Genomic DNA, 22450 nt, shown 5'->3' with positions numbered 1-22450 from the left:
ATGAGCATTCCAAATAATTTACGTTACTCTGAAGAACACGAATGGGTAAAAACTGAAGGTAATGAAGTTGTTATCGGTATCACTCACTTTGCACAAGGTGAGCTAGGCGATATCGTATTCGTTGAACTTCCTGAAGTAGGTGCAACAATCGAAGCTAACGAGCCATTCGGAAGCGTAGAATCTGTTAAAACAGTTTCTGAGTTATACGCACCTGTAAGCGGTAAAGTTGTAGCAGTAAACGAAGAATTAAGTGACCAACCAGAACTTGTTAACGAATCTCCATACGAGGGTGCATGGATGGTTAAAGTTGAACTTTCTGATGCAAGCCAAGTTGAGAAGTTATTAACTGCAGAAAAATATGCAGAAATGACAAACCAAGACTAATTATAGTCGACTAAAGGACAGCCTTTGTGCTGTCCTTTTTTATTTTTTGTGAAATAATGAAATTCAAGTTATATGTAAATAAATAAGCTATTATGAGAAAAACTGTTTTTTGGTAAGGTTTCATAAGTCTTCACAATCTAAACGAGCCGCTTGCGCTTTTCTTTTGCAAAAATAAACAGGAAACAACATGAAAATAACGAATATACTATATACTAAGTTCAAGGTTGTATAGTATATGGTGATCGGGTGATGACATATGATTTATGTAGAAAAAGTCATTATTGTAGAAGGTACATCAGATAGAAGAAAGATTGAATCTATTATTCGTGAACCGGTGGAAATTGTTTGTACAAATGGTACAATTGGTTTGTCGAAAATGGATGAGCTCGTTGATCAGTTTTTTGATAAGGAAGTGTATGTGCTAGTGGATGCTGATGATGCTGGAGAAAAGTTAAGGAAACAATTTCGAAAAGAATTCCCGCAAGCCGAGCATATCTATATTGATCGCTCGTACCGAGAAGTGGCAACTGCGCCATCTACACACTTAGCAAATGTATTATGGGGAGCCGACATTGACGTTTATACAGAATATTTACGGTAAGGAATGATAGAAGTGATTGATTGGACAGGAGCCGAAGCTACAGCCCTAATAGAGAACGAAGAAAAAACAGTATTATATGTATATACTCCAATGTGTGGAACATGCCAATTAGCAAAAAAGATGTTAACAGTGGTTGAGATGACAATTGAAGATTTGAAAATTGGGATGTTAGATTTAAATTATGCTCCGCATTTAGCAAAAGAGTATGGGATTGAAAGTGTACCTTGTTTACTTGTTTTTGAAAATGGGACACTGATGAAGAAGATATACGCATTTCATTCGGTTGAATATTTATATACGGAATTAAAGTAGGCGGCAAAAATTTTGCCGCCTCGACATATTTCTTGGGAAATATGTCGAGATGCAGGATGGATACAGTATTTGTCGAGCGAAAATAACAGGATTGCTCTTTAGTGAGAGGGAATGGTATGTAATAGAAAGTGATATGAAGGATGTGATTTAGGGTGAGATTATATTCTTTGCTTCAATCATTTGTAAATTACGCTAATGGTCAATATCATTTAGAACCGCTTTTAAGACAAGAAGAAAAAACTGTTAATTTTCGCTTTGGAGATGAAAGTTGTTCGTTACAAATTTCAAGAGATTATATAGAGTTGGTACATGAGGAAAGAGGAACGGAACAAATCATTTGCTTAGATGAAAAGGATATAGAACAATTGGTGAATGGAAATGTACGATTGCAAATGCTAATGAATGATGGACGTGTACAATATTCGGGAACGTACCGAACGATGTTATTAGTGGAATCGATGTTTCATATATGTAAACCGATGTCAGTAGGTGCTTAAAATTCTGAAGTTTCATTTTTTGCGAAAATTTCTGTTGACATGGTGAGTGTATATTGATACAATTCAAGTCATAAAATATAGACAATTTCATAAATTTCAAATCAGACGAAAATTGAATCTGATTTCTCTTATCAAGAGAGGTGGAGGGACTGTGCCCTGTGAAGCCCGGCAACCGTCAACTTATGTTGAAATGGTGCCAATTCCTGCAAAGCAAATGCTTTGAGAGATGAGAGAGAGGGATAATGTTGTTATATACGCATAAAAACCTTTCTGCTTCTCTAAAGCAGAAAGGTTTTTTTATTGTTTGAATGTGGAGGACATTCAAATAATAAAAGTAATGATAATAGTGGACTACACGCATTAAAAATAAAAAATTGCGGAGTCGACCTAAACAAAAAAGGGGTGAACATCATGATTCTATTAGAGAATGTAAGGAAAATATATAAGGCGAAAAGCGGTGATGTCACTGCTGTAGATAACGCCAATTTAAAAATAGATAAAGGTGAAATATTTGGTGTTATCGGATATAGTGGCGCTGGAAAAAGTTCTTTAATTAGATTGTTCAATCAGTTGGAGAAACCAACTTCTGGCCAAATTACAATTGCAAATCGTGTCATTTCAGCAATTACAGGAAGCGAACTTCGTAAGGCAAGGCAAGAAATTGGAATGATTTTTCAGCACTTCAACTTACTTTGGTCACGAACAGTACGTGAAAATATAGAGTTTCCACTTGAAATTGCAGGTGTTGATAAAGCGAAGAGAAGAAAACGTGTTGATGAATTAATTCATCTTGTTGGATTAGAAGGAAGAGGAGACGCGTACCCATCTCAGCTGAGCGGGGGACAAAAGCAACGCGTCGGGATTGCAAGAGCATTAGCTAATAATCCACAAGTGCTTTTATGTGACGAAGCAACGTCAGCTCTTGATCCGGAAACGACAGATCAAATTTTGGATTTACTATTAGACATTAATAAGCGCCTTGGTTTAACAATTGTACTCATTACACATGAGATGCACGTAATTCGAAAGATTTGTAATCGTGTTGCGGTAATGGAGAAAGGAAAGATTGTAGAAACAGGTCCAGTACTTGATGTATTCCGTAATCCGAAGCAAGATATTACGAAACGATTTGTACAGCAGTTAACGGATTCTGAAGATACAAATGAAACGATTGAAAGTTTAATTGAAAAATATCCAGATGGAAAAGTAATTCGTTTGCAGTTTATCGGTGAGGCTGTAGAAAGACCAGTGCTTCAACGATTGATGCAACGCAGTGACATAGAAGTTAGCATTTTGCAAGGAAATATCGCACAAACGAATAACGGTTCTTACGGTAGTTTAGTTGTTCATTTAAATGGTGAGGAAACAGCGATCCAGCAAGCAATAGAAGGAATTCATCAAGATCAAGTAGAGCTGGAGGTGATTGCACATGGATAAGTTACTTGCAAATGTTGATTGGAATCAAATGTTAGAAGCAACTGGTGAAACGTTATATATGACGGCAATCGCAGCTCTTGCGACATTTGTTTTAGGCCTCATTTTAGGATTGTTACTCTTCATGACAGCAAAAGATAATTTATGGGAAAACAAATCAATTAATACGGTGATTGGAGCATTCGTAAATATATTCCGTTCTATACCATTCATCATTTTAATTATTTTATTAATTCCATTCACAAAGATTCTTCTTGGAACAATTCTTGGAGCAAGTGCAGCTTTGCCGGCTTTAATTATTGGAGCAGCACCATTCTACGCGAGAATGGTTGAAATCGCACTTCGCGAAATTGATAAAGGTGTAATTGAAGCTTCAAAAGCAATGGGAGCAAAAACAAGCACAATTATTTTGAAAGTGTTAATTCCAGAATCGTTACCAGCATTAGTATCTGGTATTACGGTTACGACAATTGCTTTAGTAGGCTATACAGCAATGGCAGGAGTTGTTGGTGCTGGTGGCCTTGGAACACTTGCTTACTTAGAAGGATTCCAAAGAGGGAATAACGATGTAACAATCGTTGCGACAATTTGTGTATTACTAGTTGTATTTTTAATTCAGTGGATTGGTGATAGTTTAACGACTCGAATAGATAAACGATAATAAAAAACGGGAGGATGCTTCAAATGAAAAAATTGTTACTTACGGCACTTATTTCAACTTCAATTTTTGGGTTAGCTGCTTGTGGCGGGAAAGATAAAGATGAAAAGAAACTTGTTGTGGGTGCTTCTAACGTACCGCACGCTGTTATTTTAGAAAAGGCAAAACCGTTACTTGAGAAAAAAGGAATTGAGTTAGAAATTAAAAAATTCCAAGACTACGTATTACCAAATAAATCGTTAGCGGATAAGGATTTAGATGCAAACTACTTCCAGCACATTCCGTATTTAGAAAAAGAAATTAAAGATAAAAAATATGACTTTGAAGTAGCAGGAAAAATTCATTTAGAACCAATTGGTGTGTACTCTCAAAAGTATAAGAGCTTAAAAGAGCTTCCGGACGGAGCGACAATTATTATGAGTAATTCAGTTGCTGACCATGGACGTGGTTTAGCAATTTTACAAAAAGAAGGTATTTTAAAAATTAAAGACGGAATAGATCCAGTTAAAGCAACTCCAAAAGATATTGCAGATAATCCGAAAAATCTAAAATTCAAAACGGATATCGAGCCTGGTTTATTGCCACAAGTGTATAACAATAAAGAAGGCGACGCTGTTTTAATTAACTCTAACTATGCAATTGATGCAAAGTTAAATCCGGAAAAAGATGCAATTGCAATTGAAGGAAATGATTCACCATACGCAAACATAGTAGCTGTTCGTAAAGGCGATAAAGATAAGAAAGAGATTAAAGCTCTTGTAGAAGTATTGCATTCTAAAGAAATTGAAGACTTCATTAATAAAGAATATAAAGGGGCAGTTGTTCCTGTAAAAGAATAATTGCTGAAAAGGGCTGGTGTATGCCGGCTCTTTTTATAACTACATAACCATTGGGGAGAAGGGGAAATCATATGAAAAAGGTTCTACTGTCAGTTGTTACAGCGTTGTCTGTATTTACATTAGCTGCTTGCGGAGGAAAAGAGGAGAATAAGCTTGTTGTGGGAGCTTCTAACGTGCCACACGCTGTTATTTTAGAAAAGGCACAGCCGATTTTAGAGAAAAAGGGTATTAAATTAGAAATTAAAAAATTCCAAGATTATGTGTTGCCGAATAAGGCTTTAGCGGATAAAGAAATTGATGCGAACTACTTCCAGCACATTCCTTACTTAGATAAAGAAATTCAAGAAAAGGGATATAAAATTGTAAACGCAGGAAAAATCCATTTAGAACCTATGGGCATTTATTCTAAGAAATATAAAAGCTTAAAAGACTTACCAGATGGCGGAACAGTGATTATGAGTAATAACGTAGCGGAGCGAGGCCGTATGTTAGCATTGTTACAAAAAGGTGGCGTTATTAAATTAAAAGACGGAGTAGATGTTGTTAAAGCAACAGTAAAAGATGTTGTAGAAAACCCGAAAAACTTAAAATTTAAAATAGATGTTGAACCTGGACTTTCACCGAAATTGTATGAAAATAATGAGGGAGATGCTTTATTTATTAATTCAAACTATGCAATTGATGCAAAATTAAATCCAACAAAGGATGCAATTGCGATTGAAGGATCAGACTCTCCGTATGCAAACATCATTGCAGTTCGTAAAGGTGATGAGAAGAAAAAAGAAATTAAAGAGCTAGTAGAAGTGCTACATTCAAAAGAAATTCAAGATTTTATTAATAAAGAATATAAAGGTGCTGTACTTCCGGTAAGTGAATAAATATAAGGAAAGGGCTGGAAAATTACCAGTCCTTTTTTCTTTATATAAATAAGAAGAAAGGTGTATCATAGAAAGATGTGAAGGAAATACTTATATACATTTGTGAAAAAACGGTTACTTTTTTTCGTCGTTTGCGATATCATTTTATTTGATATAAAATTAGAATGAGAATAAAATGAGAATATGAACGTTTTAGGAATTTTTAAAATGTATATATAGGATTAATGGAGGTATTGAGATGGCTGGTTCTACATTAACGGTTAAAGACTTACACGTATCAATTGATGGCAAAGAAATTTTAAAGGGTGTAAACCTTGAAGTAAAAGGTGGAGAAATCCACGCAATTATGGGACCTAACGGAACAGGTAAATCAACTTTATCTTCTGCAATTATGGGTCACCCAAAGTATGAAGTAACAGAAGGTAGCATCATCATCGACGGTGAAGATGTATTAGAAATGGAAGTAGACGAGCGCGCACAAGCGGGTCTATTCCTAGCAATGCAATATCCAAGTGAAATTAGCGGAGTAACAAACGCTGACTTCTTACGTTCTGCAATTAACGCACGTCGTGAAGAAGGCGATGAAATTTCTCTTATGAAATTTATCCGTACATTAGATAAAAACATGGAATTCCTAGAAATGGATCCAGAAATGGCACAACGTTACTTAAACGAAGGTTTCTCTGGTGGAGAGAAAAAACGTAACGAAATTCTTCAATTAATGATGATTGAGCCAAAAATCGCAATCTTAGATGAAATCGACTCAGGTCTTGATATCGATGCATTAAAAGTTGTATCTAAAGGTATTAACGAAATGCGCGGCGAAGAGTTCGGTTGCCTAATGATTACGCATTACCAACGTTTATTAAACTACATCACTCCAGACTTCGTTCACGTTATGATGAACGGTCGTATCGTTAAATCTGGTGGCCCTGAGCTTGCACAACGTCTAGAAGCTGAAGGTTACGACTGGATTAAAAAAGAATTAGGTATTGAAGACGAAACAACAGAGCAAGAAGCGTAAGAGAGGAGCATAAACATGACAATCGGTACATTACCTTTCGATCAAGAAACAATCCGTCAACGCGCAAGCGAAGTAAACGAAGCAGCTTGGTTGACTGAGTTCCGCTTACAAGCTCTTGCACAAGCAACTGAACTTCCAATGCCAACGCCTGATAAAACGAAAATTGACAAATGGGACTTTATCGGAAAAGGCGACGCTGCTAAGCAAGAGCCTGTAAGTTCTTTAACTGAACTTCCAGAGGCAGTGAAAAACTTAATCGATGAAAATAACAGCGTATTAGTGCAACGTACTGGTACAACTGCATTCGTTTCTTTAGCAGACGAAGCAAAAGAAAAAGGTGTTATTTTTACAGACATCGTAACAGCAGCAACTGAGCACGCTGAACTAGTACAAAAGTACTTAATGAAAGACGGCGTGAAAGTAGACGAGCATCGTCTAACTGCACTTCATGCTGCATTAATCAACGGCGGTGCATTCGTATATGTTCCGAAAAACGTTGTTCTTGAAACTCCACTTCAAGCTGTATTCTTAGTAGACGGCGAAGAAGCTAACGTATATAACCACGTATTATTCGTAGCTGATGCGAACAGTACTGCAACTTATGTAGAAAACTACGTTGCAAATGAAAATGCTAAAGGTATTGCAAATATCGTAGCAGAAGTAATCGTGGAACAAGGCGCACAAGTGAAATTCGGTGCGGTTGATCTATTAGCAAAAGACGTAACAACTTACGTTAACCGCCGCGGCGTTGTAGGACGCGACGGCCGTATTGATTGGGCTCTAGGCCTTATGAATGACGGAAACACAATTTCAGAGAATGTTACCAACTTAATGGGCGACGGTTCATATGCTGATACGAAAACAGTAACAATTGGCCGTGGTAACCAAACACAAAACTTTACAACTAAAGTTGTTCACTTCGGTAAACACTCTGAAGGTTGGATTTTAAAACACGGTGTACAAAAAGATAGTGCAACATCTATCTTTAACGGAATTGGTAAGATTGAACACGGTGCATCTAAATCAAATGCACAACAATCTTCTCGCGTTCTTATGTTAGATGAAAAAGCACGCGGTGATGCAAACCCAATTCTTTTAATCGACGAAGATGATGTAATGGCAGGTCACGCAGCTTCAGTAGGTCGCGTAGATCCAGTCCAACTATACTACTTGATGAGCCGTGGTATTCCAAAACGCGAAGCAGAACGTTTAGTCATCCATGGATTCTTAGCACCTGTAGTTAATGAGCTTCCAATTGAAGGAGTAAAGGCACAGCTTGTTGAGGTAATTGAAAGGAAAGTTCGCTAATGAATATTCATGAAATACGCAAACAGTTTCCAATTCTTGATCAAAAAGTGAACGGCAAACAACTTGTTTATTTCGATAGTGCAGCAACTTCTCAAAAACCAATTCAAGTCATTGAAACGTTAGAACGTTACTATAAAGAATATAATTCTAACGTGCATCGCGGTGTTCATACGCTCGGTACGAAAGCTACCGACGCGTATGAAGGTGCACGTGAGAAAGTTCGCAAGTTTATTAACGCGAAATCAATGGAAGAGATTATTTTCACACGCGGAACGACAACTGCATTAAATACAGTAGCAGCTAGCTATGGTCTTGAAAATGTAAAAGAGGGCGATGAAATCGTTATTTCTTACATGGAGCACCATAGTAATATCATTCCGTGGCAACAAGTTGCGAAGAAAACTGGTGCAACTTTAAAATATCTTCCGCTTCAACCAGACGGTACAATTTCTTTAGAAGATGTTCGTCAAACAGTTACACCGAATACAAAAATCGTTTCTATTATGCAAGTATCAAACGTACTTGGAACGATTAACCCTGTAAAAGAAATCGGAGCAATCGCACACGAAAATGGCGCAATTATGGTCGTTGATGGTGCACAAAGTACACCTCACATGAAAGTGGATGTACAAGATTTAAACTGTGATTTCTACGCATTATCTGCTCATAAGATGTGCGGACCTACAGGTATCGGCGTATTATATGGTAAAAAAGAATTGCTGAACAATATGGAGCCAATTGAATTTGGCGGTGAAATGATTGATTTCGTAGATTTACAAGAATCTACGTGGAAAGAGCTTCCGTGGAAGTTTGAAGCAGGTACACCGATTATCGGTAATGCAATCGGACTTGGTGCAGCAATTGATTTCCTAGAAGAAATCGGTCTTGATAATATTGAAAAGCATGAGCATGAATTAGCGCAATACGCTTTAGAAAGACTATCAGAAGTAGATGGCGTTACAATTTATGGTCCAAAGCATCGCGCTGGTCTTGTTACATTTAATATTGAAGACGTACATCCTCACGATGTAGCGACTGTATTAGATGTAGAAGGCATTGCAGTTCGCGCAGGACATCACTGTGCACAACCGCTTATGAAGTGGCTAAAAGCTTCTTCAACAGCACGTGCGAGCTTCTATTTATATAATACAAAAGAAGAAATTGATACATTTGTTGAATCGCTAATCAAGACAAAGGAGTATTTCACAAATGTCATTTAATAATTTAGATACGTTATATCGTCAAGTTATTATGGATCATTACAAAAATCCTCGTAACCATGGCGTGTTAGAAGATAGTGTTACCGTTAACTTGAACAATCCAACTTGCGGCGATCGTATTCAACTTACGATGAAAGTAGAAGAAGGTATTGTGCAAGAGGCGAAGTTTGAAGGTGAAGGATGTTCAATCTCAATGTCTTCAGCTTCAATGATGACACAAGCAGTAAAAGGTAAGAAAATTGAAGAAGCACTTCAGCTTTCGAAAATTTTCTCTGACATGATGCTAGGAAAAGAGTACGATGACAGCATCGATTTAGGAGATATTGAAGCATTACAAGGCGTATGCAAGTTCCCTGCACGTATTAAATGTGCAACATTAGCGTGGAAAGCGTTAGAAAAGGGCTTAAACGAAGATAAGTAATCTAAGGAGGGACACACCAACATGGCGAAGCAACTGCCAGATATCGGCGATTATAAATATGGTTTCAAAGACAAAGACGTTTCGATTTTCCGTGCTGGACGCGGTTTAACAAAAGAGATCGTTGAAGAAATTTCACGTATGAAAGAAGAACCACAGTGGATGTTAGACTTCCGTTTAAAATCACTGGATAAGTTCTACGAAATGCCAATGCCACAATGGGGCGGCGACTTAAACGACTTAGATTTCGATGAAATTACGTACTACGTAAAACCATCTGAGAAATCTGAGAAGTCTTGGGATGAAGTACCTGATGAAATTAAAGCAACATTTGATAAATTAGGTATTCCAGAAGCTGAGCAAAAATATTTAGCTGGTGTATCTGCACAGTACGAATCTGAAGTTGTATACCACAACATGAAAGAAGACCTAGAAGCTCTAGGAATCGTCTTCAAAGATACAGATAGCGCATTAAAAGAGAACGAAGATATTTTCCGTGAGCATTTCGGAAAAGTAATCCCACCAACAGACAACAAATTCTCTGCATTAAACTCTGCAGTTTGGTCTGGTGGATCATTCATCTACGTTCCAAAAGGTGTTAAAGTTGATACACCACTTCAAGCGTATTTCCGTATTAACTCTGAAAATATGGGACAATTCGAGCGTACGCTTATCATCGTAGACGAAGGCGCACACGTACACTACGTAGAAGGTTGTACAGCACCTGTTTACACGACTAACTCACTTCACAGTGCGGTAGTAGAAATCATCATTAAGAAAGATGCATATTGCCGTTATACAACAATCCAAAACTGGGCGAACAACGTATACAACCTAGTTACAAAACGTGCGGTTTGTGAAGAAAACGCAACGATGGAATGGATTGACGGTAACATCGGATCTAAATTAACGATGAAATACCCAGCAGTTATCTTAAAAGGCGAAGGCGCTCGTGGTTTAACATTATCTATCGCGATTGCTGGTAAAGGCCAACACCAAGATGCTGGTGCGAAAATGATTCACTTAGCACCAAACACGTCTTCAACAATCGTTTCTAAATCGATTGCGAAGCATGGTGGTAAAGTAACTTACCGTGGTATCGTACACTTCGGACCAAAAGCGAAAAACTCTCGCTCTAACATCGAGTGTGACACGTTAATCATGGATAACCAATCTACATCTGATACAATTCCTTACAACGAAATCAAAAACGATTACGTTTCACTTGAGCACGAAGCGAAAGTATCGAAAGTATCAGAAGAACAATTATTCTACCTAATGAGCCGCGGTATTTCTGAGCAAGAAGCTACAGAAATGATCGTAATGGGCTTCATCGAGCCATTCACTCGCGAACTTCCAATGGAATACGCAGTTGAAATGAACCGCCTAATCAAGTTTGAGATGGAAGGTTCTATCGGTTAAATAGAAATGCGGAGCCGACTGTTCAGACCCGTTGGCTAAAGTTCTTTCGCACAGAAGATGCTTTTTATCTTCTCGTGCGGAAGGTTCTTAGACATGAGGGTCTAGGAGGCGAAGCTGGACATATTTAAAGTGGAAGCGGCTCGTTCAGAATGTGAGGGGGATGGAGCTTCTGACGTAGAGGCGCTTTTTGCCTCATAGGAAGAAGTGAAGTCACCGAACATTCTAGTCGCTGGAACTGGATAATATATGTATGAAGAAAGCGTCCTGCTGTGCAGGGCGCTTTTTTGTTTTGCGGATTTGTCTTGGCCGTGGGAGAGGATACCCGGGTGGGTGTTCAGCTAAATATATCAACGATTTTTCAAATATATCGATCATAAACGGGAATATATCAACGATTATTTCAATATATCAACGTTTCGACAAGGAATATCGATTTGTCGACAAGATAAGACAAAAGAAAATCCTCACATACCCCAAATATTTTATAAGAACAGAGAACGACTAGGTTTAAGACAAAGATACTGACAAATCCACTTGAACAACCACCCACTGAATTCTCTATTAAACTTTTTGACAAATCCACCCCTCCCTCCACTATCTGGAATTATTTCCTGCATTAGCAAAAGTTTCTCATATAAAAAGGACAATCTTTTGCTTTTTCTCACAATGCGAGTACAATGTAAAATAGCAAGAAAAGACGAAAAGTATTTACAGGATTATTGTGTGCGCATAGCGTAAATGGCAGTAAGGAACTGAGAGGAGGTTTTTTCTCTGAATACAAATAAAGAAACAATCATCCACCTTTATCATACAAACGATATACATAGTCATTTTGAAAATTGGCCGCAAATTTCTCGGTTTGTTCTAGGGGAGAAAAAGCGAAGACAGGAAGCGGGAGAGACGGTTTTGACGATTGATATCGGCGATCATGTGGATCGTTTTCATAGTATTTCGGAAGCGACAAATGGGATTGGGAATACGAAGCTTTTAAATGAGGCGTTATATGATTATATAACGATCGGAAATAATGAAGGCATTACGTTAGCGAAAGAGCATTTAAATCGGCTCTATGATGATGCTGGATTTGAAGTACTTGTCGCAAATTTATTTGAAAAAGAAGGTGTACGTCCATCATGGGCAAAGCCTTATAAATTACATACAACGACAGATGGGATTACGATTGCTTTTATCGGGTTAACTGTTGCGTATCCAGAGTTTTATCAAATGCTCGATTGGCATATTGAAGATCCGCTTATCCATTTAGAGTCTATTTTAGAAGAAGTGAGAGATGAAGCTCATATAACAGTTGTCCTTTCTCACCTTGGAAAAAGTATGGATGAGTATATGGCAGAGCATTATGATATAGATGTTATTTTAGGGGCACATACGCATCATTTATTTGAGCGTGGTGTTCTAATGAATAATACTTTACTTTGTTGCTGTGAAAAGTGGGGACGTTACGTTGGGCACGTGCAGCTTACTGTGGATAAAGAGACGAAGAAGCTGTTGAAAAAGGACGGTAGAGCGATTAAGACGGAACGGTTAGGTGCTTATAGCGAGCCGTTATCCACAATTGAAATACTGCAGGAAGAAAGTAAGCATATAATGGCAGAGCCTGTCGTTCATTTAAAAGAGTCATTACAGGTTGATTGGTTTCATGAGACGCCGTTTTCTCATATGTTAGCAAGTGCGCTGAAAACATGGTGCGGTGCAGAAATTGGCATGGTGAATGCTGGTGTACTTCTTGAAGGGTTAGAAGAGGGTGTCGTAACGCGCGGAGATATTCACAGAATTTGTCCACATCCAATTAATCCGTGTGCTTTGAAAGTTCCAGGAAAGATATTAAGAGAAGTTATTTTGAAAGCACGTAAACCGAACATGGAGAATCTTGAGGTGAAAGGATTCGGATTTCGGGGGAAAGTGATGGGGAAAATGATTTATGCTGGTGTAGAAGTCATTCCAGATACGATTCCTGGCAATAAAATTTTATTAGAAGATGTATTGATTAACGGCGAATCGCTGGAGTTAGACCGTATATATACGGTAGGAACAATCGATATGTTTACGTTTGGATACTTATACCCAGAGCTATCCACACTTTCTGGCAAACAATATTATATGCCAGAACTACTTAGAGATGTGTTAACGGATATGTTAATAACTCATACAACTTCCGTTAAACTATAGGCTAGTTAACTTGTAACACTCATTTTTCTCTTGTCATACAGATAAGAAAGAGAGGAGTGTGAACTATGGTTAATGTGGAGCCAATTATAATTGATAATTATACGTTTATTGCGGTTAGCGTGAAACTTCCAAAGACGAATTTGCTAGCTGTAATGAGCGATAAAGGATATATTATGTGTGGTGCATTAGATGTAGGTCTTTTAAATGAGAAATTAGGTGATCGAGGAATTATTGCTGGCCGTGCGGTTGGTGTAAGAACGATTGAACAACTTCTTGAAGCGCCACTAGAATCGGTAACGACTGGAGCTGAAGCGTTAGGCATTCCAGTAGGAACGATTGGAAAAGAAGCATTATTAAAAATGAGATAAGCATATATCGTCCCTCCTTCTTGCATAGAAATGATATAAGAAGGAGGTTTTTTTATGAGTATATTTCGCTCGAAAAACTCGCGGTTTCGAAGGGGACCTATTGCCTTTCGGTATATACTGCTTATGTCGTTTATTCTTTTTATTATATTACTTACGCAAGGGTTGTGGATTGTGAATAATAATATTCAGCCGACCTTAATTAAATATGGGGAAGTAGAGACGCATAAAATGGCGACGGCAATTATGACGAAGGCAGTAAAGGATCGAATTAATGAAGGATTCGATGTAGATTCATTAATGAAAGTACAGAATGATAAAAACGGAAAAGTATCTACAATTAATTTAAATACAAAGCAAGTAAATGAAATCGTAACGTCAACGACCACGTACATAGAAAAATATTTGCAGCAAGTAGAACAAGGGAAGTTGAAGGAGCTAGGTATTTCTGAAAAAAACGGGGCGACTATGGCAGTTCCTTTTGGGCGTGTAACTGATAATGCGCTTCTTGGTAATATAGGACCAGATATTCCGATTCATTTCACGCCAATTGGGCATGTGAATACAGATATTAAACAAAAAATTGAGCCGCATGGGATTAATACTACAGCGATTCAAATTGTTATGGAAATGGAAGTAACATTGCAAGTAATTATTCCATTTCATACGAAAGAGATAACGGTGAAACAAAATGTTCCGATTGCGACGCGTATCGTTCAAGGGGAAGTGCCTACGTATTATGGAAGTGGAAGTGTTGCTGTACCTGATAAAAAGAAAACAGATAGTTAGTTGTAAATAAAGTGAAATCCGGCTCAGCCAGGCTTTTAATGGATAAAAAATAACCGTAGCAATGCAGCTACGGTTATCGTTTTGTATTTGCTCGTTCTTTGCGTTCCCAAAGGCTTAAATGCATGTATGGATCGAAGGCCCATTCTGTATAGCCATTGTCTTTATATATGCCAAAATGTAAGTGGGGCGGAAATTTTCCGGCTGTACCAGGAGGTCCATAACCAGTGCTACCAACAAATCCGATTACTTTCCCTGGCTCAACAATTTGTCCAAGCTGTATTTCTTTTGAGAACCCGCCTAAATGAGCGTAATAATGGTAATTGTTATGAAGGTCGCGAATACCAATGCGCCATCCACCAAGGCGGTTCCAACCTTTCGTTTCAATAATGCCATAGCAAGTCGATCTTACTGGCACGCCATATCCGGCGAAAATATCTGTTCCTTCATGAATCCTTCTGCCGCCAAAACTTCTTCCAGCGCCGAAAGTACTACGGTAGCTATGGTCACTACGGATCGGAAGAGGAAAAGCATTTCCCTCTAAATTAATACGGCCATAATGTTTATAAATTTGGGCATATTCGCTAATTAAATCAACTGTTTTTGCACGTCTATAATATTCCCAGAGCATAATTTTAATACGGTCTTCTGACGTTCCTTGTTTCCTTAAAATAGTCGCTGCGGTATGCAGAAGATCACGGTCGCTATTTGCATTTGCAAATCCATCTTTGTCACCATCTAAACCTATTCCGCCAAATAGAGAAATTGTATGGGGGAGAGTATCGTTACTATTAATAGGTCCAGCCCATATTTCTGGTTTGAAATAAAGGGAAATGATGGCATCTGGTTTTTTCGGAATATCTTTTCTTACGCTCCGTATATTTCTTTCATATTGATCCATTGCAGCTAAGTAATACCATGGAATGCCTGAAGACTGCTCGGTTTCTTTATATAGTGCCATGCGCTTTTCGTATATGCTTTGCTGATTATCTTCACCGTAAGCGATGTTTTGGTGGAGAAGAAAACAAATAGAAAGCAAAAGAGAAATTTTTCGAAGCATGAAATAGACTCCTTTCACAACATCACTCTTTTTAGTGTGGGATATACGGAGTATTTCATTATAGGGAACGATTGGAAAAAATCTTAGAATCTTCATTTGAGCAAATCGCTTTCATACGTTAGAATAGATATGTTACATTGAAAGAAGCGAACACGGTAAACTATTTCATATTGTGCGGAGTTGATAACCATGACAAAACAAACAGAATATAAGCGCAAGCCCGAATGGTTGAAAATTAAGTTAAACACGAATGAAAACTATACAGGCTTAAAGAAAATGATGCGTTCTAAGAATCTTCATACCGTTTGTGAAGAGGCAAAATGTCCGAATATTCATGAATGCTGGGCTGTAAGAAAAACAGCAACATTTATGATTTTAGGTGCGGTTTGTACACGTGCTTGTCGTTTTTGTGCGGTTAAAACAGGCTTACCAACTGAGCTTGATTTACAAGAACCAGAACGCGTAGCAGATTCAGTAGTACAAATGGGCTTAAAGCACGTTGTTATAACAGCGGTTGCACGTGATGATTTAAAGGACGGGGGAGCAGCTGTTTTTGCTGAAACAGTACGCGCAGTACGTCGTAAAAACCCATTCACGTCTATCGAAGTATTACCATCTGATATGGGTGGAGTAGAAGAAAACTTAAAAATGTTAATGGATGCAAAACCAGATATTTTAAACCATAACATTGAAACAGTACGTCGATTATCTGACCGAGTTCGCGCTAGAGCAAAATATGAACGTTCATTAGAGTTTTTACGTCGAGCGAAAGAAATGCAGCCTGATATTCCAACTAAATCGAGCATTATGGTGGGCTTAGGTGAAACGAGAGAAGATTTAATTGAAGCAATGGATGACTTACGTGCAAACAATGTGGATATTTTAACTCTTGGGCAATACCTACAACCATCTAAGAAGCATTTACCAGTTCTTAAATATTACCCACCAGCAGAATTTGCAGAGCTTAAAGAAATTGCACTTAGCAAAGGATTTAGCCACTGTGAAGCTGGCCCACTTGTGCGTTCTTCTTACCATGCGGACGAGCAAGTACGTTCTGCAAAAGAAAAAACAGCAGAAGCTAAATAATGAAAAAAAGAGAGCTAATGATTAGCTCTCTTTTTGTTTGTACTCTAAAACGGTCTTTGGACATGTTAATAAAATCTTTTTTAATTCTTCTGTGGATAATTCAATTGTAAATTCAGGAACACCAGGTGTAATTAAAATTTTATCGTACGTATAAATAGCGTTATCCACAATAATTGTTACATCGTGTGAATATCCGAAAGGAGCCACACATCCCGGCGTACAACCAGTTTTGTCTCGCAGTTCATCAGGAGAACAGAGAGATAAGCGTTCTCCTGATAGTTCTTTCATCTCTCCCCGGTTGAGCCTTGTGCCCTCTAACGTAAAAAATACGTAATAATCTCCAGACTTTGATTTTAAAAATAAGCTTTTACTTGGAGTGCCTTGTAAGCCAAGTCTCTCGCGTACGATCCGATCGGTCTCATAATCGAGTACTGGTTCGTGTTCGAATTTTTCATAAGAAACATTTGTTTTATGTAGTAAAGCAAGTACGTCTTCGTACATATGAAATGATACCCCTTTCTATTGTTAGAACAGTCTCTTCTCGTGGCGTCAACTGAATGTTTTGGAAAGGGATATTACTTGGACGATGCTTCCCATAAGCGTTTTATGATACATTGTTCGTCGATTGTAATTTCGTAAATATCAGGATTCGTTAGAGTTCTCCATTCATTAAAGCCAATCGTATGATCAAAATGCTTTAAAATGAGCGTAAGTAAATTGCCATGTGTAACAAGTAGTGTTGTCGTATGGTTTAATTGTAAAACGTCTTGAATAAGCGATAGGGCCCGGTCTGTTGCTTGTTTTGTTGACTCTCCGCCTGAAAAGGCAATATCTATATTTGTAAAAGTAGATTCTAGTTTTTGCATCCAATCATCCATTGGAATGTTGCTCAATATGCGTTCAGTTAATCGTTCATCTTCTTGGATAGATAAGTTAGCTTGGAGCGCATAGGGCCGAATGGAATCGATAGCTCGGACAAATGGGCTTGAAATAATATGATCGATTTGTAGATGATTTTCTAAGAGGAATGTAGCAAGGGTGTTTGCTTGGTCTTTTCCATCGGTCGTTAATTCATCATCACGTTTTTGCCCAATTGCTGAACAATGTCGTATTACAATAATTTTCTTCATAATTCATCCCCATCTTTCAAGTTGACGCTATATACTTCGACAAATGTAGAAATAATTCCTTTTTATTGGAAACAGCATATTGATTTAAATATGTGGAAAAGTAATGTGGATAATGAACATTTGAGGTGCAATCATGAATAAAATGATATGTATTGTATTTAGTCTTTGTTTTTTTATACACTTGTCCACAACTTATGCAGAGTCGAATCAAAAACTAAATTATCCAAGCAATCGAAATAAGTCATTTGTGAGTGAGGATGTTTTTTATAAACAGTTAGATAAGAAAATCTATAAAGAATACAATAATGCAGCATATAGTGTTCGGAAAAAAATCTTATTTAAAGAAGTGGCTGATGAGGAATTTTCTTTCCTACAAAAAACAACCATGGGTTGTCGGAGTAGTGTGATGCTTCAAGATTTTTTTGTTCATCCTGATCGCCAAGTTTATTTTTTCGCTTCCTTTTCTCAAAATGAAGTAGAAGAGTTTCATAAGTACATCGTTATAGATGCAGAAACAAAGAGGGAGCTGCAAGAAGGAAAAAGCTATCACCATTGCGACAATCCATAAAAAATAACCCACCAATCGGTGGGTTATTTTTTACTCCGGCACACTCATTAATTTCGCTTTCATCTTGCGAATAAGAACGACAGCCCCAATTGTGAAGAGAAGGGTAATTCCTTCGGCAACAAAGATATTGATTGTTTTTGTTTGGTAAAGTGCCGCGAAAAAGTCTACAAATGCGTGGAATAGTATAGCGTATACTAGGAAGATATATTTCTTCTGTTTGACTGCGTATAAAACAAGCATTGTAAAGGCGATTTGAAGCACGAGTGCCATAATTCTTTCTAAGCTACCAAGGAAGTATAAGTAGGCAGGTTGCTGAATTAACATGTCCTGTAAAATGCTAAGCTCGGGTTTTTGTTCAATCAGTCGAGCGAAGCTACCATCGTTAATAGAATTAGCAAAGATTAATGCTTGTAATGCAGAAAAACCGCCAATTAAAATAGATTCAATTCCGCCGTGACCAATTCCATAAGCGAAGCCATCTTTATATTCTAGATATTTTTTTAGTAAGAAGAAGAAGGCAACGAAGCGTCCTAATTCTTCAAAAATACCAGCAGTCAATCCGCCATAAATTGCGAAGACAAACGGATTTTCTAAAAATGGAGCGATTGTTGGATTACCGCGCATAAATAGGTGGAATGGTGTTTCAAGAATTTGGGTGAATCCGATAAAGATAAGAACACCAACGCCGACCACTTTCCAATTCATATTATATTTTTTACGGAAATAAACGAGTACGATAATTGGGACCAGAATCGAGACAATGAGTTGAAAAATGATGCTGGCAATTACAGTATTTGAAACCATACTTTCACCGCTTTCTAATATATGTACATATCTATTATGCATGAAATAGGGGAGAGATGAAACTTTTAGAAAGAAAATGAATTTACTTATTGACTCTAACGTTGCGTCATACTTTATCGTATGTACTAAGGGGGAGATACAAATGACAATGAGAGTAAAAGAAGTAGCTGATTTAGTTGGAATTAGTGTGCGCACACTGCATCATTACGATGAAATTGGGTTGTTAACCCCAGATGAGACGACAGAGTCTGGATATCGTCTGTATTCCAATGAAAATTTAGAGACATTGCAGCAAATTTTGTTTTTTAAAGAGCTTGGCTTCCCTTTGAAGAAAATTAAAGAGATTATCATGAGTCCATCATTTGATCGCGAAGAGGCACTACAGCTCCATAAGAAGATGCTTCTTGAAAAGCGTGCCAGATTAGATAAGGTGATTGCGACGATTGATAAAACAATTCAGCATACAAAAGGAGAGATTGAAATGACGAATAAAGAGAAATTTGAAGGATTCGATTTCAGCCATAACCTATATGAAGAAGAAGCACGTGAAAAATGGGGAGACGCAGCTGTAGATAAAGCGAACGAATATGCAAAAGGTATGTCAAAAGAGAACCAAGAGGAGTTTAATGCTATTTATAGAAATTTAGCAACGCTTAGACACGATGCACCAGATTCTAAAGAGGCGCAGGCAGCTATTAAAGTATGGTACGATTACTTGCAAAACTTCGGTGAATATTCGTTAGATGCTTTTAAAGGACTCGGTCAAATGTACGTCGCTGATGAGCGTTTTACGAAAAATATCGATAAGTTTGGTGAGGGATTAGCGCAGTTTATGTGTGATGCGATGGAGGTTTATGCGGATCGTAATAAAAAATAAAAAGTAAAACAGGTGGAGATTTTCTCCACCTGTTTTACTTTTTAATCATATCATTCAAAGTCTGATCTCCCGTATTGTTCAAATGAGGATTTTTACTCATTTCTCGTTTTAACATATCGAGGCTTTGTGTATATTCTGTATCATTTAATGCGCCAGATTGAAGCCCTTGAATTTGAGAAATCAACTTTTGGTCTGTTGATACATATGCTTTATAATAGCGAGGAACGATGGACAAAGCAGCTCTATATACTTGATCCGCTACGAGTTTTGGATCCGTTGTGTTTGCACGGTATACAACGAACACTTCATCATCAGTAACGAGTGTAGCAGCGTTTGTAACGTCAGGAAGTTTGACTGTCATGCTTGTAATCATTTCAGCGACCTTCTCGCGATTAATGGCCCCTACTTGTTTGTTAGATACTTCATGCTTTTGTTTAGAAGAATAACCGACTTTTGTGAGTCTTGTATTTGTATTTTCCGTATGATACATGTCGTTTTTATTGGAAACAAGAACACGGCTTCCTTCTTCACGTTCCATTTCAGCTTTGTTCGCTGATTGGCAGCCTGCAAATAAGGAAAGAGTGAGAAGGGAAAGTAAAATTTGTTTTTTCACGATGTATCACCTCCTTCTCCATAGCATGTACTAATTTGCAATTTTTTGTATTTGAAATTGTTGGTTGTTATGCTTTGTGATACGATAAAAAGAAGAATGCTTAGAGAGGAAGTTAATGATGGAGCAAAAGCAAGAGATTCATGCTACGGTGAGCATTAATAATGTTCAGTACGAAGTAATTAAAAACTTTCGTGACGGTTTTAGTGAAGAAGCATTTAAAGAGCGCTATGCAGAAATTTTAAATAAATATGATTACATCGTTGGGGACTGGGGATATGAGCAACTTAGATTGCGCGGATTCTTTGATGATAGTAACCAACGTGCGACATATGATACGAAAATTAGTACGTTAACGGAGTATTTATACGAGTACTGTAACTTCGGTTGCGCACATTTTGTATTACGAAAAGTGAAGAAATAAAAAAATCCTCTTACAATTGTAAGAGGATTTTTTGCAGGCTGTGGAGAAAGTCTTCTCCACAGCCTGTTTTTGTGTCTGAACCTCTTTTTATGTGTCAACACTGATAAAAAAGAGGAAAAGGAGAGATTTTTTATGATGGGTGCTTTAAAAAATCATCGTGATGAGCGTGTATCTGTTTCTGTAGAAGAGTTGGTTCCACAAGATCATTTCCTTCGTGCAATTGAAGCGACAATTAGTTTTGATTTTATTGAAGAGAAGTTACGCCCTTATTACTGTGAAAACAATGGACGCCCGTCCATTCATCCTATTGTTTTATTTAAGATGATGTTTATTGGATATTTTTACGGTATTCGTTCTGAGCGTCAATTGGAAAAGGAAATTAAAACGAATATTGCCTACCGTTGGTTTTTAGGGTTTTCTCTATCGGATACTATTCCGGATCACTCTACAATCAGTTGGAATCGTCGTACTCGTTTTATTCATACAAATATTTTCGAAGAAATTTTTGATGAGATTGTGAGACAAGCGACGGAGCACCGGATGGTAGGAGGACGTGCACTGATGACAGATTCTACACATATTAAGGCCAATGCCAATAAAAATAAATTTGTACATAAATATAAAAAAGAAAAAGCAAAGTTTTATATAGACGAGCTAGAAGCTGCGGTAATCGAAGATCGTGAGGTACATGGAAAAAAGAATTAAAACCTAGAAAGGAAAGTGATACCCCTACCAAAAAAACTCGTATAAGTACAACGGATCCAGATAGTGGATTTTTAATGAGAGATGGAAAACCAAATGGTTTTCATTTCTTGGATCATCGTACGACTGATGCGAAGTACAATATTATTACAGATACCTATGTAACGGCTGGAAATATGGCAGATTCCGAGCCGTATTTAGCACGCCTCCAAGCTCAGATTGATAAATTCGACTTCAAAGTAGAAGCTGTTGCCCTTGATGCTGGCTATTTTACAGGATATATCTGTAAGAAACTATCAGAACGGAATATATTTATGGTGATGGGGTATCGCCGATTTGGAAAACGGAATAAAGAAGTACCGAAAAGCCAATTTAAATATGTAGAAGAAATGAATGTTTTCGCTTGTCCGATGGGATGTATTCTAGAATATGTAACAACTGATCGTGAAGGATACCGTCAATACAAATCGAATCCAGAAGACTGCGCTGTTTGTCCGTTACGTGAGGTGTGCTTTTCAAAGAAACAAAAACAAAAAGTTATCACTCATCATGTGTGGGAGAAATATAAGGATATTGCTAGAAAAAACAAGCTAACAGCTACAGGGAAAAGGTTGTATAAAGTACGCTGTTCCACTATAGAGCGAAGCTTTGCAGACGCCAAAGAACTACATGGCTACCGCTATGCCCGGTTTCGAGGGCTGAAGTCTGTCCAAATGCAAGCTTATCTCACCGCAGCTTGTCAAAACATGAAAAAAATAGCCCTCCACCTGACCAAAAAGGGTCAGGTGGAGGGCTATTTTTTAAAATTCTATTATTTTATGTTGTTTTTATTCGCTAAAATCAAAAAAGATTCCAG

Annotated in this window: 25 protein-coding genes, 1 pseudogene and 1 riboswitch; of the genes and pseudogenes, 21 read left to right on the top strand and 5 right to left on the bottom strand. The window is 37.6% G+C overall.

The annotated features are described in order from the left end of the window. From gcvH to yunB, 16 genes are all read left to right on the top strand, one after another. Positions 1-384: a glycine cleavage system protein GcvH gene (gene gcvH / locus AC3WVZ_RS23980; protein WP_000026897.1), complete on the top strand. Its 384-nt coding sequence runs from the start codon at positions 1-3 to the stop codon at positions 382-384. 256 nt (positions 385-640) lie between these two features. Then, positions 641-985, top strand: coding sequence for a toprim domain-containing protein (locus AC3WVZ_RS23975; protein WP_000640870.1), 345 nt, complete (start codon positions 641-643; stop codon positions 983-985). A 3-nt stretch (positions 986-988) separates the two neighbouring features. Continuing rightward, the gene (locus AC3WVZ_RS23970; RefSeq protein ID WP_002008881.1) at positions 989-1297 is read left to right on the top strand and encodes a thioredoxin family protein; all 309 of its coding nucleotides are present in this window, start codon (positions 989-991) and stop codon (positions 1295-1297) included. Between the two features lie 152 nt (positions 1298-1449). Further along, a complete protein-coding gene (locus AC3WVZ_RS23965) occupies positions 1450-1794 on the top strand; it encodes a hypothetical protein (protein WP_001242139.1) in 345 nt (114 codons plus the stop codon). 125 nt (positions 1795-1919) lie between these two features. Beyond that, positions 1920-2027, top strand: a riboswitch (SAM riboswitch). A gap of 178 nt (positions 2028-2205) precedes the next feature. Continuing rightward, positions 2206-3231, top strand: coding sequence for a methionine ABC transporter ATP-binding protein (locus AC3WVZ_RS23960; RefSeq protein WP_074047573.1), 1026 nt, complete (start codon positions 2206-2208; stop codon positions 3229-3231). Next, positions 3224-3889: a methionine ABC transporter permease gene (locus tag AC3WVZ_RS23955; RefSeq protein WP_000359401.1), complete on the top strand. Its 666-nt coding sequence runs from the start codon at positions 3224-3226 to the stop codon at positions 3887-3889. Before AC3WVZ_RS23960 ends, AC3WVZ_RS23955 begins: the two co-directional genes overlap by 8 nt. Before the next feature lie 23 nt (positions 3890-3912). Continuing rightward, positions 3913-4725, top strand: a complete 813-nt coding sequence (gene metQ, locus AC3WVZ_RS23950) for a methionine ABC transporter substrate-binding lipoprotein MetQ (protein ID WP_000735099.1) — start codon at positions 3913-3915, stop codon at positions 4723-4725. Positions 4726-4796: 71 nt separating this feature from the next. Then, positions 4797-5603 carry a methionine ABC transporter substrate-binding lipoprotein MetQ gene (gene metQ / locus AC3WVZ_RS23945; protein ID WP_233935505.1) on the top strand — a complete coding sequence of 269 codons (807 nt, stop codon included), beginning with the start codon at positions 4797-4799 and terminating at the stop codon, positions 5601-5603. 238 nt (positions 5604-5841) lie between these two features. Beyond that, positions 5842-6627 carry a Fe-S cluster assembly ATPase SufC gene (sufC, locus tag AC3WVZ_RS23940; RefSeq protein WP_000929160.1) on the top strand — a complete coding sequence of 262 codons (786 nt, stop codon included), beginning with the start codon at positions 5842-5844 and terminating at the stop codon, positions 6625-6627. Between the two features lie 15 nt (positions 6628-6642). Then, on the top strand, positions 6643-7935 hold the full coding sequence (gene sufD, locus AC3WVZ_RS23935; RefSeq protein ID WP_000152167.1) for a Fe-S cluster assembly protein SufD: 1293 nt from the start codon (positions 6643-6645) through the stop codon (positions 7933-7935). Next, positions 7935-9155 (top strand): cysteine desulfurase SufS, encoded by a 1221-nt coding sequence (gene sufS, locus AC3WVZ_RS23930; RefSeq protein ID WP_001020767.1) that lies wholly within the window; start codon positions 7935-7937, stop codon positions 9153-9155. The genes sufD and sufS overlap by 1 nt, the downstream gene beginning before the upstream one ends. After that, complete coding sequence (gene sufU, locus AC3WVZ_RS23925; protein WP_000009523.1) at positions 9145-9576, top strand: Fe-S cluster assembly sulfur transfer protein SufU; 432 nt, start codon at positions 9145-9147, stop codon at positions 9574-9576. The genes sufS and sufU overlap by 11 nt, the downstream gene beginning before the upstream one ends. Before the next feature lie 21 nt (positions 9577-9597). Continuing rightward, positions 9598-10995: a Fe-S cluster assembly protein SufB gene (gene sufB / locus AC3WVZ_RS23920; protein WP_001118827.1), complete on the top strand. Its 1398-nt coding sequence runs from the start codon at positions 9598-9600 to the stop codon at positions 10993-10995. A 771-nt stretch (positions 10996-11766) separates the two neighbouring features. Next, a complete protein-coding gene (locus AC3WVZ_RS23915) occupies positions 11767-13182 on the top strand; it encodes a bifunctional metallophosphatase/5'-nucleotidase (RefSeq protein WP_492310908.1) in 1416 nt (471 codons plus the stop codon). Between the two features lie 65 nt (positions 13183-13247). Next, entirely contained in the window at positions 13248-13550 is a 303-nt protein-coding gene (locus tag AC3WVZ_RS23910) for a YunC family protein (protein WP_000248467.1), read from the top strand. A 54-nt stretch (positions 13551-13604) separates the two neighbouring features. Further along, positions 13605-14336: a sporulation protein YunB gene (gene yunB / locus AC3WVZ_RS23905; RefSeq protein WP_000021800.1), complete on the top strand. Its 732-nt coding sequence runs from the start codon at positions 13605-13607 to the stop codon at positions 14334-14336. Between the two features lie 73 nt (positions 14337-14409). Here the strand turns inward: yunB and AC3WVZ_RS23900 are convergent, their stop codons facing one another. Beyond that, positions 14410-15393, bottom strand: a complete 984-nt coding sequence (locus tag AC3WVZ_RS23900; RefSeq protein ID WP_000944663.1) for a M23 family metallopeptidase — start codon at positions 15391-15393, stop codon at positions 14410-14412. Positions 15394-15582: 189 nt separating this feature from the next. On the opposite strand from AC3WVZ_RS23900, the gene lipA reads away from it, so the two are divergent. Then, a complete protein-coding gene (lipA, locus tag AC3WVZ_RS23895; RefSeq protein WP_000166372.1) occupies positions 15583-16479 on the top strand; it encodes a lipoyl synthase in 897 nt (298 codons plus the stop codon). Between the two features lie 21 nt (positions 16480-16500). On the opposite strand, the gene AC3WVZ_RS23890 is transcribed toward lipA, so the two are convergent. Both AC3WVZ_RS23890 and AC3WVZ_RS23885 read right to left on the bottom strand, forming a co-directional pair. Beyond that, a complete protein-coding gene (locus AC3WVZ_RS23890; protein ID WP_233935504.1) occupies positions 16501-16980 on the bottom strand; it encodes a YbaK/EbsC family protein in 480 nt (159 codons plus the stop codon). Positions 16981-17054: 74 nt separating this feature from the next. Further along, on the bottom strand, positions 17055-17609 hold the full coding sequence (locus AC3WVZ_RS23885; protein WP_000721022.1) for a histidine phosphatase family protein: 555 nt from the start codon (positions 17607-17609) through the stop codon (positions 17055-17057). Between the two features lie 133 nt (positions 17610-17742). On the opposite strand from AC3WVZ_RS23885, the gene AC3WVZ_RS23880 reads away from it, so the two are divergent. After that, a complete protein-coding gene (locus tag AC3WVZ_RS23880) occupies positions 17743-18177 on the top strand; it encodes a hypothetical protein (protein ID WP_001038433.1) in 435 nt (144 codons plus the stop codon). Between the two features lie 30 nt (positions 18178-18207). On the opposite strand, the gene AC3WVZ_RS23875 is transcribed toward AC3WVZ_RS23880, so the two are convergent. Further along, positions 18208-19023, bottom strand: a complete 816-nt coding sequence (locus tag AC3WVZ_RS23875) for a YhfC family intramembrane metalloprotease (protein WP_002164635.1) — start codon at positions 19021-19023, stop codon at positions 18208-18210. A gap of 100 nt (positions 19024-19123) precedes the next feature. Here AC3WVZ_RS23875 and AC3WVZ_RS23870 point away from each other — a divergent pair, with 100 nt between their 5' ends. After that, positions 19124-19858 carry a MerR family transcriptional regulator gene (locus tag AC3WVZ_RS23870; RefSeq protein WP_063220577.1) on the top strand — a complete coding sequence of 245 codons (735 nt, stop codon included), beginning with the start codon at positions 19124-19126 and terminating at the stop codon, positions 19856-19858. Between the two features lie 34 nt (positions 19859-19892). On the opposite strand, the gene AC3WVZ_RS23865 is transcribed toward AC3WVZ_RS23870, so the two are convergent. Continuing rightward, positions 19893-20471, bottom strand: a complete 579-nt coding sequence (locus AC3WVZ_RS23865; protein WP_233935502.1) for a YhcN/YlaJ family sporulation lipoprotein — start codon at positions 20469-20471, stop codon at positions 19893-19895. Between the two features lie 118 nt (positions 20472-20589). On the opposite strand from AC3WVZ_RS23865, the gene AC3WVZ_RS23860 reads away from it, so the two are divergent. After that, positions 20590-20892, top strand: a complete 303-nt coding sequence (locus tag AC3WVZ_RS23860) for a YutD family protein (protein ID WP_000435943.1) — start codon at positions 20590-20592, stop codon at positions 20890-20892. A 132-nt stretch (positions 20893-21024) separates the two neighbouring features. Further along, a pseudogene (locus AC3WVZ_RS23855) lies at positions 21025-22394 on the top strand (IS1182-like element ISBth7 family transposase); the annotation flags it as partial. Positions 22395-22450 lie beyond the last annotated feature (56 nt).

Source organism: Bacillus sp. CPT56D-587-MTF, assembly GCF_058792335.1.
Note: the sequence above shows the minus strand (reverse complement) of the source record. Positions and strands in the feature narration are given on the sequence as shown.